11 protein-coding genes and 1 tRNA gene are annotated in these 14,896 nt (G+C 65.6%); 3 read left to right on the forward strand and 9 right to left on the reverse strand.

Annotated features, from left to right (window positions below; all coding sequences use genetic code 11):
* Positions 1–383: 383 nt before the first annotated feature.
* The 9 genes from LVB87_RS14620 to LVB87_RS14660 all read right to left on the reverse strand — a co-directional run bounded on the left by LVB87_RS14620 (position 384) and on the right by LVB87_RS14660 (position 9,436).
* Positions 384–1,754, reverse strand: coding sequence for a replicative DNA helicase (locus LVB87_RS14620; RefSeq protein ID WP_232898688.1), 1,371 nt, complete (start codon positions 1,752–1,754; stop codon positions 384–386).
* Positions 1,751–2,599, reverse strand: coding sequence for a hypothetical protein (locus LVB87_RS14625; protein ID WP_232898689.1), 849 nt, complete (start codon positions 2,597–2,599; stop codon positions 1,751–1,753). The genes LVB87_RS14620 and LVB87_RS14625 overlap by 4 nt, the downstream gene beginning before the upstream one ends.
* Before the next feature lie 344 nt (positions 2,600–2,943).
* On the reverse strand, positions 2,944–4,164 hold the full coding sequence (locus LVB87_RS14630) for a hypothetical protein (protein ID WP_232898690.1): 1,221 nt from the start codon (positions 4,162–4,164) through the stop codon (positions 2,944–2,946).
* A gap of 3 nt (positions 4,165–4,167) precedes the next feature.
* Entirely contained in the window at positions 4,168–4,380 is a 213-nt protein-coding gene (locus LVB87_RS14635) for an AlpA family transcriptional regulator (RefSeq protein ID WP_232898691.1), read from the reverse strand.
* A gap of 1,110 nt (positions 4,381–5,490) precedes the next feature.
* On the reverse strand, positions 5,491–6,726 hold the full coding sequence (locus LVB87_RS14640; protein ID WP_232898692.1) for an integrase arm-type DNA-binding domain-containing protein: 1,236 nt from the start codon (positions 6,724–6,726) through the stop codon (positions 5,491–5,493).
* A 173-nt stretch (positions 6,727–6,899) separates the two neighbouring features.
* Positions 6,900–6,984: transfer RNA gene (locus LVB87_RS14645), tRNA-Leu, on the reverse strand.
* A gap of 72 nt (positions 6,985–7,056) precedes the next feature.
* The gene (locus LVB87_RS14650; protein ID WP_232898693.1) at positions 7,057–8,391 is read right to left on the reverse strand and encodes a HAMP domain-containing sensor histidine kinase; all 1,335 of its coding nucleotides are present in this window, start codon (positions 8,389–8,391) and stop codon (positions 7,057–7,059) included.
* Positions 8,388–9,068: a response regulator transcription factor gene (locus LVB87_RS14655; RefSeq protein ID WP_232898694.1), complete on the reverse strand. Its 681-nt coding sequence runs from the start codon at positions 9,066–9,068 to the stop codon at positions 8,388–8,390. Before LVB87_RS14655 ends, LVB87_RS14650 begins: the two co-directional genes overlap by 4 nt.
* A gap of 140 nt (positions 9,069–9,208) precedes the next feature.
* A complete protein-coding gene (locus tag LVB87_RS14660) occupies positions 9,209–9,436 on the reverse strand; it encodes a hypothetical protein (RefSeq protein WP_232898695.1) in 228 nt (75 codons plus the stop codon).
* A gap of 169 nt (positions 9,437–9,605) precedes the next feature.
* Here LVB87_RS14660 and parC point away from each other — a divergent pair, with 169 nt between their 5' ends.
* The 3 genes from parC to LVB87_RS14675 are packed head-to-tail and all read left to right on the forward strand — an operon-like array spanning position 9,606 to position 14,894.
* A complete protein-coding gene (gene parC, locus LVB87_RS14665; RefSeq protein ID WP_232898696.1) occupies positions 9,606–11,849 on the forward strand; it encodes a DNA topoisomerase IV subunit A in 2,244 nt (747 codons plus the stop codon).
* Positions 11,846–12,514: a thiopurine S-methyltransferase gene (locus LVB87_RS14670; protein ID WP_232898697.1), complete on the forward strand. Its 669-nt coding sequence runs from the start codon at positions 11,846–11,848 to the stop codon at positions 12,512–12,514. The genes parC and LVB87_RS14670 overlap by 4 nt, the downstream gene beginning before the upstream one ends.
* Before the next feature lie 22 nt (positions 12,515–12,536).
* Positions 12,537–14,894 (forward strand): penicillin acylase family protein, encoded by a 2,358-nt coding sequence (locus tag LVB87_RS14675; RefSeq protein WP_232898698.1) that lies wholly within the window; start codon positions 12,537–12,539, stop codon positions 14,892–14,894.
* The last annotated feature ends 2 nt before the right edge of the window (positions 14,895–14,896 follow it).

Here is a 14,896-nt window from a genome sequence, read left to right on the forward strand (position 1 = left end):
TGACCAGGCTTTAGACGGACCCCGCAGCGCCCGCCGCTGGCCTTCCAGGCGCCGCACTTTGGGGCCAGCTTTCGCTTGCGACGCCCCGTCGTCCTGAGGTCCTTTGCGGCGAGGTGCATTTCCTCGCGCACGATGCCTGCAAGTTGAACGACGGCACACACCGCGAGATTAAGCTCTCGAGCGTCGTGTACGAGGTGGTGGTAGTCGCACATCGGCGGTGGGCGGCTGGCGCCCTTAGGTCTGTGTTGAGCCTCGTCGCGCATCTGGTTGCTCATCTCGACGAGGGCGCGTGCCCCCGCCGTAATCTCTACGGCGAGACAGCGAAGGTCGCTGGGTTTGATCTTCTTGTGCTTGTTAGCCATGTGGTGGGGTCCTGGTGGGGGTCAGGGGTTAAAGCCGCGACGCGCAGGTGTTTCGACTTGAGGATTCGGCAACGTCCCTTTCCAGTCGTCGGCGCGCATCACGTCGAATCGGTTCTGCAGATAGATCGTTTTGCCAGTGGGGATGTCGCGTCCCTTCCCCACCGTGACTTCGATGACACCTGGCATGTCGTCGGGTTTGTAGTAGTCCGGTCGGTGGAGGAAAAGCACGACATCAGCTACCTCCTCGATGCCGCCGGAGCCGCGCAGGTCCGTAAGTTGCGGACGACGCGGCTGGTTCTTCTCGTTACTGGCCGCCGCACGATTGAGTTGCGCCAACACCACGACAGGACACCCAAGACGTTTCGCCAGCGCCTTCAGGTCCCGAAGTGCATCGGCACGCTCCACGACCTCCCCTTGCTTGCCGGGAAGCTTCATCTCGTGGAGGTGGTCGACCACCACCATGCGCACTGGGTTTCGCAAGTGCTCCACTTGGGCCCGCGCCGAGATCTGCGAGGACGTGAGCCGAGGGCTGTCGTCCGTGAGCAATGGGACATCGCGGAAGGCGCGCATTGCCTCCGTCAAGCGGGGCCAGTAGTTGCCCTGGCGCGGATCCAGCAGCCATGCATGCGGAATGCCCCCACATGCGGCCAGGTCGCGCCGGGTGGCATGTTCCTTGGTCATCTCGAGGCTGAAGCGAATTGTTCGGTGGCCTTGCAGCGCAGTGAACGCGCTGAGCTGAAACCCAAGCACCGACTTACCCATGTTGGACCGCGCGGCGATGACCACCACCTCCCCGTCCTGCAGACCATGCGTAATGTCATTCAGGTCTTTCCACGGCGTAGGAAGGCCCGGCATGGCGCTCATTTCGAATCGACGGATTAGGTCTGCGTACAGCGCCTCGAGACAGACGCGCGCCTGTTCGGGGCCCGTGCGGCGACCCGGGGCGAGGTGTGTAAGCCGTCGCTGGTGCTCGTGCGCGATCTCGGCTACGTCCTGCGATGAAGGATCGAACGCTGCGTTGACCAAGTCCGTACCCACGCTGACCAACTGCCGACGCTGCGATCGCTCCTGGACGATCTCGGCGTACGCCTTGATGTTCGCGGCCGACGGCGTGGTACTGGCGAGCTCGATCAGATACGCACCGCCGGCAACCTGCTCGGACATACCCATCGATTCGAACCATTCGCCGAGCGTCACCGCGTCGCACGGAATCTCTTTCGCGGCGAGTTCGCGGATGGCGCGGTAGATCAATTGGTGGTCGCGACGGTAGAAGTCGTCCTCCTTGATCCACTCCGACACCTCTGCGAGGGCCTGGGGACGAAGCATTAGACCGCCGAGAACTGACTGCTCCGCTTCGACGCTGTGCGGAAGAACGCGAGGCGAGGAGCTCATGCGACCCCTGCCTTGGGTTGGTACTTGCCCTCGATGACCTTGACGAAGTTGGTCGGGCGCACGAGCCATTCGAGGTCACATTCGAAGGGTCGGCCGTCACGGCCCGAAGTGCGCCCCATCAGAAAGTCGCAGCCGCGCACGTACTCAAAGAAGCTGCGCCACCACCGGAGGTGCTGGCGTTCGGCCTTCTCGCGCCAGCGCTTGCGCAGCAGCTTCTGTCGTTCGACTGTCCAGTCGCTCACGCGCGCGAGTTCGGGCAGGACCTCGTGGTACAGCGCCACGATTTCAACGTGCGGGCATTCGGTCCGGTCGATGGCGACCACGGTCGCCGGCGACAACTCACCTTTAGGTGAGTCCTCTTTTGCTTTTGGCTCCTGCTTCTGCTCCTGCTCCTGCTCCTGATTAGGCATAGCCTTCGGGAAGGCTTCGCGGAAGGCTCTGGCGAAGGGTTCGGATAAGCCTTCCGCGTAGCCTTGAGCGCGTTGCAGTACAACGTTTTTGAGGTCGCACTCTGGGAGCAGATCGACTGCACCCGCCCAAGCCTTCACCACATTGGGCGACTCGGGCTGGTTGTAGCGCAGGAAATTCGGCAAACCGATAAAGCATGCCTCTGCGTCATGCTCGACAATGCCTAGCCGCGAAGCTTCAGCGAAGGCTTGCCCAAAGGCTTCGGTGCTCCAACCCAGTTCTGCGGCGAGCCCCGGAAGGGTGGCTCGCATTGCGCCGAGTGCGGTCATGTTGGGATGCGTCAACAGGAGAAAAACCGCGAGCTTCCCGTTGTCGGTCAGCAGGCGAAACCTGGCGTCATTCCAGATTCGCGGATCAATCTTTCGATAGCGGCTCAAGGTCGTACCCTCTAAAGATGAGGTGCCCGTCAGCCGCACTCATGCGCGCGCCGATGGGCGTAACGGTTACGGGATGGGGTAGCCGAGTTCGCGGCGACGTTGCTCGTCCTCGCGCTTCACGCGTGCTATTTGGCGAGCGAGCGTTCTGCGCTCGTATCTGGTCATCGGCGGAAGACGCCCATCGACGGCCTCCCGTGCACGAAGGAGGCCCGGCGGCAGCGGTCGGGGGACATGGCGACGCTTGCGCCGACGCCGGGCCGCGGTAGATTTCGCGTGCAGTGCAAAAACCTGTTGACCCCCAAAGCCAACGGCTCCTACCCCGTTGGCTTTGTTGTTTCGGGCCCTCACGGGGCACCGCCGATGCGTTCCCAGTTCGCAGCGATGCTTGGATCTCCGCCGCGGAAGCGGAAGCCCTTTACGACGTCGCCAGGCACCGGAGCTGCGCTCGGCCGGCGCAACGCGTCGACCTGACGCTCCAGGTCACCGATCCGTACCGGATCCGGAGTCAGCGACTGCTGCGCAGCCGTGAGCTCGCCCTGAAGGCTCGTAAGGCGATCCACCGGGGTGATGGCGCCATCCACGAGGCCTCGTACCTGCTGGCCGTCCGAGAGCACTGGACGCCCAACGCTTTGGAGGGGGTTGAGGAGCAGGTAGGCGCCATCGCGATCGGTCAGGAGCGACGGGCGTTCAAGCTTGAGTCGCTCACGCTCGGTATCCCCGGCATTGAGCAAAGACGTGCGTTCATTGGTGCCGCGCACATCGACCAGCGCACGGTCGTTCTCGCCCTGGTTCTGTAGTCCGACGACGTCCATGCGGCTCTGTGCGTCGAGGTTGGAGTTCTTGAGCGCGACTGCCTGGTTGCCGGCGGTGTTGGTGAGGTCGGCCTGCGTTTTGAGGAGGTCGCTCGTCAAGTCGCGCGCGGAACGGGTTGTCTTGCCGCGGTTGAGGAACAACTGCGTGCCGATTTCGCTGATCGCGGCATCGCGTGCACGGCGCTGGTCGGTGCTCTCGGACTGGTTGGTCACGCTCGGCGTCATCACCGGCGCAATGCTCGGGCTGGAGAGCAGCGTGCGGGAGACCGCCGGCGCAGCGACGGGAGCCTGCGGCGAGTAGCCGCCCGTGCCGGTGAAGGTCGGCACGCCGTTGACCATCGTGCGCTGGATGCCGGTGGGCTGCGCCGCCGGAGCAACCGGAGGCGTGAGCAGGCGACCGCGCGCGCTGGCGAAAACCGGCTTCACTACGGGAGGAGAAGCCGGAACTCCACCGGTTGGTGCCACGCCGTCGGTAGACGGGACCGGCTTTCGACCTGGGGTCGGTGCAGCGGCCGGAGAGGCAAGCTTTGGCGAGGAGTCGAGCACGCCGAGGCCGGTGTTGAACTTCGCACCGGTGGGCGCGTTGTAGGTCGCGTTGCGCGCCGCCAGATTGGCCGCGACGTTGCTCATGCCACGGGCGATGGTTTCGCCCAGCGGACCGAGGTTGCCGTCGGCGCGCTGTTGCGCGAACTGGTCCGGCGCCACCATGGGGCGGGCCAGCTTCTTGTTCTGATCGTCGTAAGGGCGGGCCATCGGTCAGCCCTCCTGCTCGTTGGCAGGCGAAGCGTCCCGTTCGGCTATACGCGCCGCGATGAACGAATCGACTTCTGATTCGAGCCAACCAACTGCACGAGATCCCAGTCGGACCTGCTTCGGGAACGCGCCTTCGGCGATCAGGGCGTAGACGTGACTGCGTGATAACGAGGTCCGCTGGGTTACTTGCGGAAGCTTGAGGATGGTGGCCGGCATGTCGTGCTCTCCTGGGAGCTGTTGGGACATGCTTTGGGCAGCGTATGGGAGGAGAAGCAGATTGCTAGCTTTTCAAATGCCCCTCCCTTTCCGCACCCCCTTACCAGCTCTGCCACCTTTCGCAGCGCCTGTTCGTTGCTTTACCTTGACCGCGAGGTCCGCCTCCAATTGATTGACTCGCTCGCTCAGCGTCGTGACTCGGTCCTCCAGCGTTGCTTCGCGCTGTCGACACTGGATTAGCTCCTGTTGCGATTCTTTCAGTCTCAGCCGGGTAGCTTGGTCCAGCGGCGAGTCTTCAACCGTGGCAGTTGCCGTGAGTACTACGGGATCGAGAGTCGCTTCAAACTGTGCCCTTCTCACAAAGAGATCCATCGATTGGCGAAAGTCGTCGAACCGGGCGTCATGACTCCAATCTTCTTGTGCCAAGACCCAAGTCAACAGATCGAACCACCTGAACGTCACAGACGGCTCTCGCTGGAGCAGCCGTAATTTCGATTGCTTCACATGGTCGTCGATGCGCCGGCGAACCCGCCTCAGAACAAATGAATGTTCTTCAGTCGAAGGCGACTTTCGTAGCCTCTGAGTGACGGCTAATGCTGCGTCTGATTTTGATATCGACGAGTTCACCTTCAATGCGGTTGCATCGAATAGCGGCTTGAGTACGTCAGATTTTCTCGGCATCAAGCGTCTCCAAACCTGCACAACTGAAACTTCGTCCAGACACCAGCTTTGCCCAACAGATCAATAAGGCAAATCAGAGGGGGGACAGGACCGTGCCCGTGTTCCAATGGCGCTCACAAAACTAGCCGTCAATCGGTCCACTGTCCGTTTCCGCTCCCCTTCACCGAGACTGCGCCCCAGCGGGCTATGGTCGTAAAGCTCCTCGAATAGGTCGCGTAACTCATCGAACAGAAGTTGACGCGCTCGCTCAGCCTTCTTACCCTGCGTTGGAAACGCCATCAATTCGCCCGCGTTTACCAGGATTGCCTTGCGGCCCCTCTTCTTCCTGAGCGGAAATTGCAGTACTACACTTTGGGTCGCCATGTCATTCTCCGTCCAGTACGCTTGTGGAAGGCGCGGCCGGACGCACCATCGTCCCGCCGTCGCCGCTTACCGGCTTGCGTCGGATCTTTTGCGCACTGTCTGTAGCACCTCGCTGCGAAGCGCATCCTCTAGGTAATCCGCCCACTCCTGCATCATCGTTCGACGCTGGTCCAGATAGACGGCCTTGTTGTACGTGCCGCGAATCTCATCGGGGTCACCATGCGCGAGCTGTCGCTCAACCCAATCGGCGTCGTACCCCTTCTCGTTGAGCGCCGTGCTCACCAAGTGGCGGAAACCGTGTGCGGTCTGCTTGCCGCTGTAGCCAATCGCCTTGAGCAGGCCCGTGACCGCGCCATCGCTCAGCGGCTTGCGCCAGTCATTGCGACCCACGAAGACGTACGGGTAGCGCCCCGTGATCGGCTCAAGAGTGCGCAGTGCTTCGACAGCTTGGGTTGGGAGCGGTGTGACGTGTGAGTAGCCCCTCTTCATGCCCTCGCGCCCTTTGGGGATGGTCCAGAGACCTTGGTCGAGGTCGAGCTCGCTCCATTTGAGCGTGCGAGTGATGCCCGGTCTATTCGCGGTCCAGAGCCCAAGCCAAGTGCACGTCTTGACCAAAACGGACCCGTCGTAGGTCTCTAGGGCCTTCAGGAACTTGGGCAGTTCTTCGAGACCGATATGGGCGTGGTTCTTGGGCTCGGGCTGGTAGAGGGCGATCGACCCAAGATGGATTGCAGGATTGCTCGCGGTCAGGCCCTTCGCGATCGCAAATGCGTAGATCGCTGCAAGCCATTGCCTGGTCTTCTTTGCAACATTGAGCGCCTTGCGCCTCTCGATTCGCTCAAGGACTGCGCCGAGTTCCATCGGGGTGATGTTCCCCAGCGGTCGCTTGCCGAGCGAGGGCAGCAGGTCCTTGTCCAGGTACTGCCGCACCTTCTCCAGGGTGGCCGGCTTCCAGCGAGGGGTGTTGTGCTCGACCCATAGCGATGCGGCAAAGGCGAACGTGTGTCGCTCCGCTTGCCGAAGCAGCAGCTTCTTCTCGCGTCGATCCTCGGAGGGGTTGGTGCCCTGCCTAAGCAGCACGTGGGCCTGGGCTGCGCCGGCCTCTGCTTCCTTGAGGCTCACCTCGGGGTACACACCGAGACTGAGCATCTTCTCCTTGCCGGCGTAGCGATAACGCAGCCGAAAGTACTTCGCACCCGCGGGCATGATGAACACGCAGAGCCCGTGTCCGCCAGAAATCTTGTACGGCTTCGCGCCGGGTTTGGCGTTGCGAATCCGCACGTCTGTCAGCTTGCTCGCCATTCTTCGGAATGAAAAGCCAACTCAGTAGATACCCCTCCTTCTACCCCTGTTCGGGGTCGGATGCCATAGATCTTCTTCGGATTCCGACGGACGGCAGGCAACAAAAAACCCCGCGTTTCGGCGGGGTTTTTGGCGATTCTCCGGACGGCGCTGGACGGCTTCGGAGTTCTGATTGGTGCCCAGGAGAGGACTCGAACCTCCACGGTTTTACCCGCTAGTACCTGAAACTAGTGCGTCTACCAATTCCGCCACCTGGGCAGGTGAGGGCGCGTATGGTGCGGTGCGGCGCGGACGATGTCAACGCGCGGATCGCAAAAAATCGCATGTGGATCAGGGGCGGTGCGCCCCGTGCGGGAACGCGACCACCACCCGCAGCCCCGGGCGGTTGTCTTCCAGGTACACCTGCGCGCGGTGGCGCTGGGCGATGGCGCGCACGAGGCTCAGGCCCAGGCCGCTGCCGCTGGTGCCGCGGTGGGCCTCCAGGCGATGGAAGCGGTCGAACACGCGCTCGCGTTCCTGTTCGGGGATGCCGGCGCCATGGTCGGCCACCACCAGCCGCGCCTGGTCCCCTGCCCCCGCCAGTTCGAGCTGCACCACGCTGCCCGCGGGCGCGTACTTCACTGCGTTGTCGAGCAGGTTGACCATTAGCTGGAACAACTGGTCGGCATCGCCGTCGACCTGCAGCGGGTGCGTCGCGGCGGACAGCGCGATGCCGCGTTCGGCGGCGATGGGTTCGTACAGTTCCATCACGTCGCGCACGAGGGCGTCGAGGTCGACGGACGGTTCGTGCTCGATCCTGGGCTGCGCCTCGATGCGCGCCAGCCGCAGCAACGCACTGGAGGCCTGCAGCAACTGGTCGGCGTCCGCCACCGCGGGATCCAGTGCTTCGGGTGCGACGGTCTCTTGGGTGCGCAATTGATCCAGCCGGGCCCGCAATCGCGTCAGCGGCGTGCGCAGGTCGTGCGCGATGTGGTCGGTGGCTTCGCGCACGCCGGTGAGCAGGACTTCGATGCGATCGAGCATCGAATTGAAACGTACCGCGAGGCGGTCGAACGCGTCGCCGGTGCGGTCGACGGGCGCGCGGAGAGCCATTTCGCCGGCGGCGACGCGCGCGGCCGTCGCATCCAGGCTGCCCAGTCGGCGCGCGACCCAGCGCGCGGTGAACCATCCGATCAGGATGCCGACGAGCACCGCGATCGCGGCCGCGGCCAGCGTGATCCGCCGCATCAGGTCCAGGAAGCCGCTCTCCGAACGCAGGCGCAAGCCCGTGGTGAGGGTGACGCCCGGCGCGAGCGTGTTCCGCGCGACCAGCACGCGCGTGCCGTCGTGGTCCGGGGTTTCGCGCCAGCCATCGTGCGCGGGCATGGCGCCGTTCGGCAGGTCGGAGACGAGCGTGCGTCCGTTCACCTGCAGCGCGTAGGTGGCGTTGGGATCGTCCGGATGCGCGATGCGGTCGCGGATCGTCTGCGCCAGCTGCGGCGCGCCGCCATCGAGGAACACATCGCGCAGGCCATCGGCATCGACGAGGATCGCCTCGCGCGCATCGCGCAACAACAACGCGGACACCGCGGCGTACACGCTGCCGCCCAGCAGCGCGAAGCCCAGCAGGAACGCCAGCGACACCGTGAGCGCCAGCCGCGTGGTGGTCGAGCGGAAGAAGGTCATGCGTCGCCGAGCCGGTAGCCCGCGCCGCGCACGGTGTGCAGCAGCGGCGTGGCTTCGCCGTGGTCGATCTTCTGGCGCAGGCGGCTGATGTGCACGTCGATGACGTTGGTCTGCGGATCGAAGTGGTAGTCCCACACCGCTTCGAGCAGCATCGTGCGTGTCACCACGCGGCCGGCCTGGCGCATCAGGTATTCGAGCAGGCGGAATTCGCGCGGCAGCAGGTCGATGCGGCGCGGGCCGCGTTGCGCGCGGCGGCTGAGGAGGTCGAGTTCGAGGTCGGCGACTTTCAGCTTCACCGGTTCGGCCGCGGCGGCGTCCGGGCCGCGGCGCACGATGTTGTCCAGGCGCGCGCTGAGTTCGGAGAAGGCGAAGGGTTTGCCGAGGTAATCGTCGGCGCCCGCGCGCAGGCCTTCGACGCGATGATCGACATCGGACAGCGCGGTGAGCATCAGGGTCGGCACGCGATTGCCGGCGCCGCGCAGGGTGCGCAGCAGCACCAGGCCATCGAGCGCGGGCAGCATGCGATCGACGATGAGCGCGTCATAGGGTTCGGTGGTGGCGAGGAACAGCCCTTCGCGGCCGTCGGCCGCGTGGTCCACCGCATGCCCCTGCTCCTTCAATCCCTGGCGGATGAAGGCGGCGGTTTCGGCATCGTCCTCGATCAGCAGGATGCGCATGGCACCTCCCTCTGCGGGCAGCATACGTCCTCCGCGACGAACAAAAAAAACGGGGCCGGAGGACGAGTCCTCCGACCCCGCTCGCCGCGCTACCGGGGAGCGACGCGGCGTCTCCAAGGATCGACGGGGAAAATCCGGTCTTACTTCTGCCCTTCCTTCGCCTTCGCGGCGCTATCGGTCTTTTCCGACTTTTCGCTCTTCGGGGCCCACTTCTCGCAGTGGCCCATCTTGTTGTGCTTCACGCAGGTCTGCTTTTCCTTCGCCGGGGCCTTGCCCGTGGCGGCGGCCGGGGCCGGGTTGGCAGCGACGGCGGTGCCGGCGGCCATGGCGAGGGCGAGGCCGAGAAGGGTCAGTCGACGGGTCAGCATGGCGTTGCTCCTGGTTTGTGGTGGGGTGTGTGGTGGTTCCCTTGCGACGGGGATCCATCGCAGGACCAAGGCTGCGCCCGCGCCCCTCTCGCGGTGATGGCGCCAACATGAAAGATCGTTCATGTGGTCGCGGCGGTTAAACTCGGGGCACTCGCCCCACGACATGCCGATGAACGACACCGTCCGACCTGTTTTCCACGGTTTCGAGCAGATCCCGCTCCGCGAATACGCCGAGCGCGCCTACCTCGACTACTCCATGTACGTGGTGCTGGACCGCGCCCTGCCGTTCCTCGGGGACGGCCTGAAGCCGGTGCAGCGCCGCATCATCTATGCGATGAGCGAACTCGGCCTCAACGCCGGGGCCAAGCCGAAGAAATCCGCCCGCACCGTCGGCGACGTGATCGGCAAGTACCACCCGCACGGCGACTCGGCCTGCTACGAAGCGCTGGTGCTGATGGCGCAGCCGTTCTCGTACCGCTATCCGCTGATCGAAGGCCAGGGCAACTTCGGCTCGAGCGACGATCCGAAATCCTTCGCCGCGATGCGCTACACCGAGTCCAAGCTCACGCCCATCGCCGAAGTGCTGCTGGGCGAGCTGGGCCAGGGCACGGTGGACTGGACGCCCAACTTCGACGGCACGCTGGAAGAACCCGCGTGGATGCCCGCGCGCCTGCCGCACCTGTTGCTCAACGGCACCACCGGCATCGCGGTCGGCATGGCCACCGACGTGCCGCCGCACAACCTCAATGAAATCGTGTCGGCCTGCGTGCGCCTGCTCGACGACCCCGAGGCGACCGTGCGCGAGCTTTGCGAACACGTGCGCGGCCCCGATTATCCGACCGCCGCGGAGATCATCACGCCGGCCGCCGACCTGCTCCAGATGTACGAGACCGGCTACGGCAGCGTGCGCGCCCGCGGCACGTTCGCGAAGGACGGCACGAACATCGTCATCAACGCCCTGCCCTACCAGGTCTCGCCCTCGAAGGTGATCGAGCAGATCGCCACGCAGATGCGCGCGAAGAAGCTGCCGTGGCTGGAGGACATCCGCGACGAATCCGACCACGAGAACCCGGTGCGCGTGGTGCTCGTGCCGCGCAGCAACCGCGTGGACGTCGAGCAGTTGATGGGCCACCTGTTCGCGACGACGGACATGGAGAAGAGTTTCCGCGTCAACCTCAACGTCATCGGTGTCGATGGTCGTCCGCAGGTCAAGAACCTGCGCCAGTTGCTCACCGAATGGCTGGAGTTCCGCACCGACACGCTGACCCGGCGCCTCAAGCATCGCCTCGAGAAGGTCGAACGCCGCCTGCACCTGTTGGAAGGCCTGCTGGTCGCGTTCCTCAACCTGGACGAAGTGATCCGCATCATCCGCACCGAGGACGAGCCGCGCGATGCGTTGATCGCGCGCTTCGCGCTCTCCGAGGACCAGGCCGACTACATCCTCGACACGCGCCTCAAGCAACTCGCGCGCCTCGAGGAAATGAAGATCCGCGGCGAGCAGGACGAACTGGATCGCGAGCGCGACCAGTTGATGACCATCCTGGGCAACAAGGCGAAGCTGAAGAAGCTGCTGAAGGACGAATTGCTCGCGGACGCGAAGAAATTCGGCGACGCGCGCCGTTCGCCGCTCGTCGCGCGGGGCGCCGCGCAGGCGCTGGACGAAACCGAACTGGTGCCGAGCGAACCGATGACGGTGGTGCTCAGCGAGAAGGGCTGGATCCGCGCGGCAAAGGGTCATGACGTGGACGCGGGTGCGCTCTCGTATCGCGATGGCGATGCGCTGCTCGCGGCCGTGCGCACGCGCAGCACGCAGCAGGTCGCGTTCCTCGATTCGACCGGGCGCAGTTACTCCACCGTCGTACATACGCTGCCCAGCGCGCGCGGCAACGGCGAGCCGCTCACCGGGCGTTTCTCGCCTGCCGCAGGCGCTTCGTTCCAGGCGATCGCGAGTGGCGAAGATGCGACGCGCTTCGTGCTCGCCTCCACGCATGGCTACGGTTTCGTCACGCAGTTCGTGAACCTCACCGGGCGGCAGAAGGCCGGCAAGGCGATGCTCTCGCTCACGCCCGGCGCGAAGGTCGTGCAGCCGGCGCTTGTCTCGGATGCAGCGAGCGATCGCGTCGTCGCGGTCACCACCGCAGGCCACCTGCTCGCCTTCCCGGTGAAGGACCTGCCGGAGCTCGACAAGGGCAAGGGCAACAAGATCATCGAAATCCCGAAGGCGAAGCTCGGCACCGAACGCGTGGTCGCGGTGGCCGTCGTGCCGCAGGGCGGCAAGCTGGTGGTGAAGTCGGGCGCGCGTTCGATGACGCTCTCGTTCAAGGAACTCGACGAGTACGTCGGTGCGCGTGCGTCGCGTGGTGGCTTGCTGCCGCGCGGTTGGCAGAAAGTCGACGGGCTCGCTGTCGAATGAGCGCGCAACAGGATCGCGAGTTCTGGCTCGAACGTTGGCGCGAGGGCCAGATCGGCTTCCACCAGGCGACGCCCTCGCCCTTGCTGGTGGAATGCTGGGACGGCATCGGCGCTGCTTCCGATGCGCGCGTGTACGTGCCGCTGGCGGGCAAATCGGTCGACATGCCGTGGCTCGCCGCGCGCGGGCATCGCGTGTTCGGCGTGGAGCTCTCGCCGCTGGCGGTGGAACAGTTCTTCGCCGAGCAGGGCCTGGTGCCGGAGGTCGAGCACACGCCGAAGGGCGTGGTGTCGCATGCGGGCGCGATCGATGTGTTGTGCGGCGATGTGTTCGCGCTGGACGAACGTGACTTCGCCGACTGCAACGCGGTGTTCGATCGCGCGGCGCTGATCGCGCTGCCGCCCGACCTGCGTCGGCGCTACGTGCGCGAGATGTATGCGCGCCTCCCGAGCGGATGCATCGGCCTGCTGGTCACGCTCGAGTACCCGCCGCACCAGAAGCAGGGCCCGCCGTTCACGGTGCCGGAAGCGGAAGTGCGCGAACTGTTCGAACGCGACTGGACGGTCGACCTGATCACGCGGCACGACATCCTGGCCTACCAGGACCGGTTCCGCGACGAAGGCGTGACGTCCTTGCACGCCGTGGCCTATCGATTGCAGCGGCGCTGACGCGCGCCGCCTGGGGGAAGGGATGCGACGCTGGCTTCTTCGGATCGGGGCGGTGGTCGGTGTCCTGCTTTTACTCGCGATCGTCTCCGCATGGGGCGCGATGCGCGCGAGCCTGCCGAAACTCGACGGCATGCTGTCGCTTCCGGGCCTGTCCGCGCCCGTGACGGTCAAGCGCGATGCGCTCGGCGTGGTCACCATCGATGCGGCCAACGAGCGCGACGCCCTCCGCGCCCTCGGCTACGTGCATGGGCAGGAACGCTTCTTCGAAATGGACCTGCTGCGGCGGAGTGCGGCGGGCGAGCTCGCGGAACTGTTCGGCCCGGCGGCCATCAATGTCGACAAGGCGCATCGCGTGCATCGCATGCGCGCGCGCGTGCAGCAGCGTTTCGACGAGATCACCGGCGATCGCAAGGCCGACGTGCTCGCCTACACCGAAGGCGTGAACGCCGGCCTCGCCGCCCTGCCCGTGCGGCCGTGGACCTACCTGTTGCTGCGCCAGCAACCGAAACCCTGGCGACCGGAAGACACGCCGCTCGTCGCGTACGCGATGTACTTCGACCTGCAGGGCGGATCGAACGAACGCGAACTGGCGATGTGGCGCATGCGCCCGCACCTGCCGCCGGCGCTGTATGCCTTGCTCGCGCGCGGTGGCAGTGCGTGGGATGCACCGCTCACGGGCGGCGCGGATGGCGATGCCGTGTTGCCGGGCGCGGATGCGGTGAACCTGCGTGAACTTCCCGTGCCCGCCCTCGCCACCGCGTCGAAGTTGCGCGAGCCCTTCCCGGTCGGCAGCAACAACTTCGCGGTGAGCGGCGCGGCCACGCGCGACGGCCGCGCGATCCTCGCCAACGACATGCACCTCGGCCTGCGCGCGCCGAACATCTGGTTTCGTGCGCGACTGCGGTACCCCGATGCGCGCGCCGAAAGCGGCCGCGTCGACGTCGCCGGATTCACGCTGCCGGGCATGCCGGCGGTCGTGGTCGGCAGCAACACGCAGGTCGCGTGGGGCTTCACGAACAGCTACATCGATTCGGCGGACTGGGGGCGTTACGCGAAGTGCGGCGCGGATCGCTATCGCATCGGCGCGGCGTGCGTGGCGCCGGTGCACCATCGCGAGTCCATCGCGGTCGCCGGTGGCGCGCCCGTGGCCTTCGATGTCGAAGAGACGCCCTGGGGCCCGGTGATGGCGCACGACGACGCAGGCGATGCGCTCGCGCTGCGCTGGTCCGCGCACCTGCCCGGCTCGCTGCGCATGGCCTTCCTCGACATGGCGTATGCGCGCGACCTCGACGACGCGCTCGCGCGCGCGGACCGCATGGCGATTCCCGCGCAGAACCTGATGCTGGCGGATTCGCGCGACATCGCCTGGCGCATCCTCGGCCCGATCCCCGCGCGCCAACCGGGATGCGCGACGGATGTCGCCGATGCCAACGCGTGCATGTTCAATCTGCGCATCGATGCCTCGCCCGTCGTGAAGCGTCCCATCTCCGGGCGGCTGTGGACCGCGAACAACCGCGTGGTCGGCGGCGCGGATCGCGTGCACCTCGGCGACGGCGGTTACCTGCACGGCGCACGCGCGAAGCAGATCCGCGACGATCTGTTCGCGCGCCCCAACTTCGACGAGCAGGCGCTGCTGGCGATCCAACTCGACGACCGCGCGCTGTTCCTCGCACGTTGGTGGCGCCTGCTGCAGGACACATCGAAGGCGCCGCAGGCGCCGGCGCTGCAGGCGCTGGCGAGCGCTGCGCAACATTGGGACGGACGTGCATCGACCGATTCGGTGAGCTATCGCATCGTGCGCGCATGGCGTCGCGCGATCCAGGAACGCCTCGCCGATGGGCTCACCGCGCCTGCGCAGGCACAGATGGGCAAGGCCTTCGACATGCCCGGGCTGCCGCAGTTCGAAAGCGTGATGTGGCCGCTGGTGACGCAACGGCCGATGCATCTGTTGCCGCGCAGGTACGCGTCGTGGGAGGCCTTGTTCGAAGACGCCGCGCAGGATGTGCAGACCGACCTGCAATCCCAAGGTCCGCTCGACGCACGCACCTGGGGCGAGCAGAACACCGCGCGCATCTGTCATCCGCTGGTGCGTGCGTTGCCGTTCGCGAAGTACGCGCTGTGCATGCCCTTCGATCCGCTGCCGGGCGATGGTTCGATGCCGCGCGTGCAGGCGCCCGACGACGGCGCTTCCGAGCGCATGGTCGTGTCGCCCGGCCATGAGGCCGAAGGCATCACGCACATGCCGGGCGGCCAAAGCGGAAACCCGTTGTCGCCGTTCTGGGGCGCGGGCCATGAAGACTGGGTGCATGGTCGCGCGACGCCGTTCCTCCCCGGCGATGCCACGCACACGATGACGCTGCAGCCCGCATCCACGCGCTGAAC

Source organism: Lysobacter sp. KIS68-7 (assembly GCF_021284745.1).
Lineage (GTDB): Bacteria > Pseudomonadota > Gammaproteobacteria > Xanthomonadales > Xanthomonadaceae > Noviluteimonas.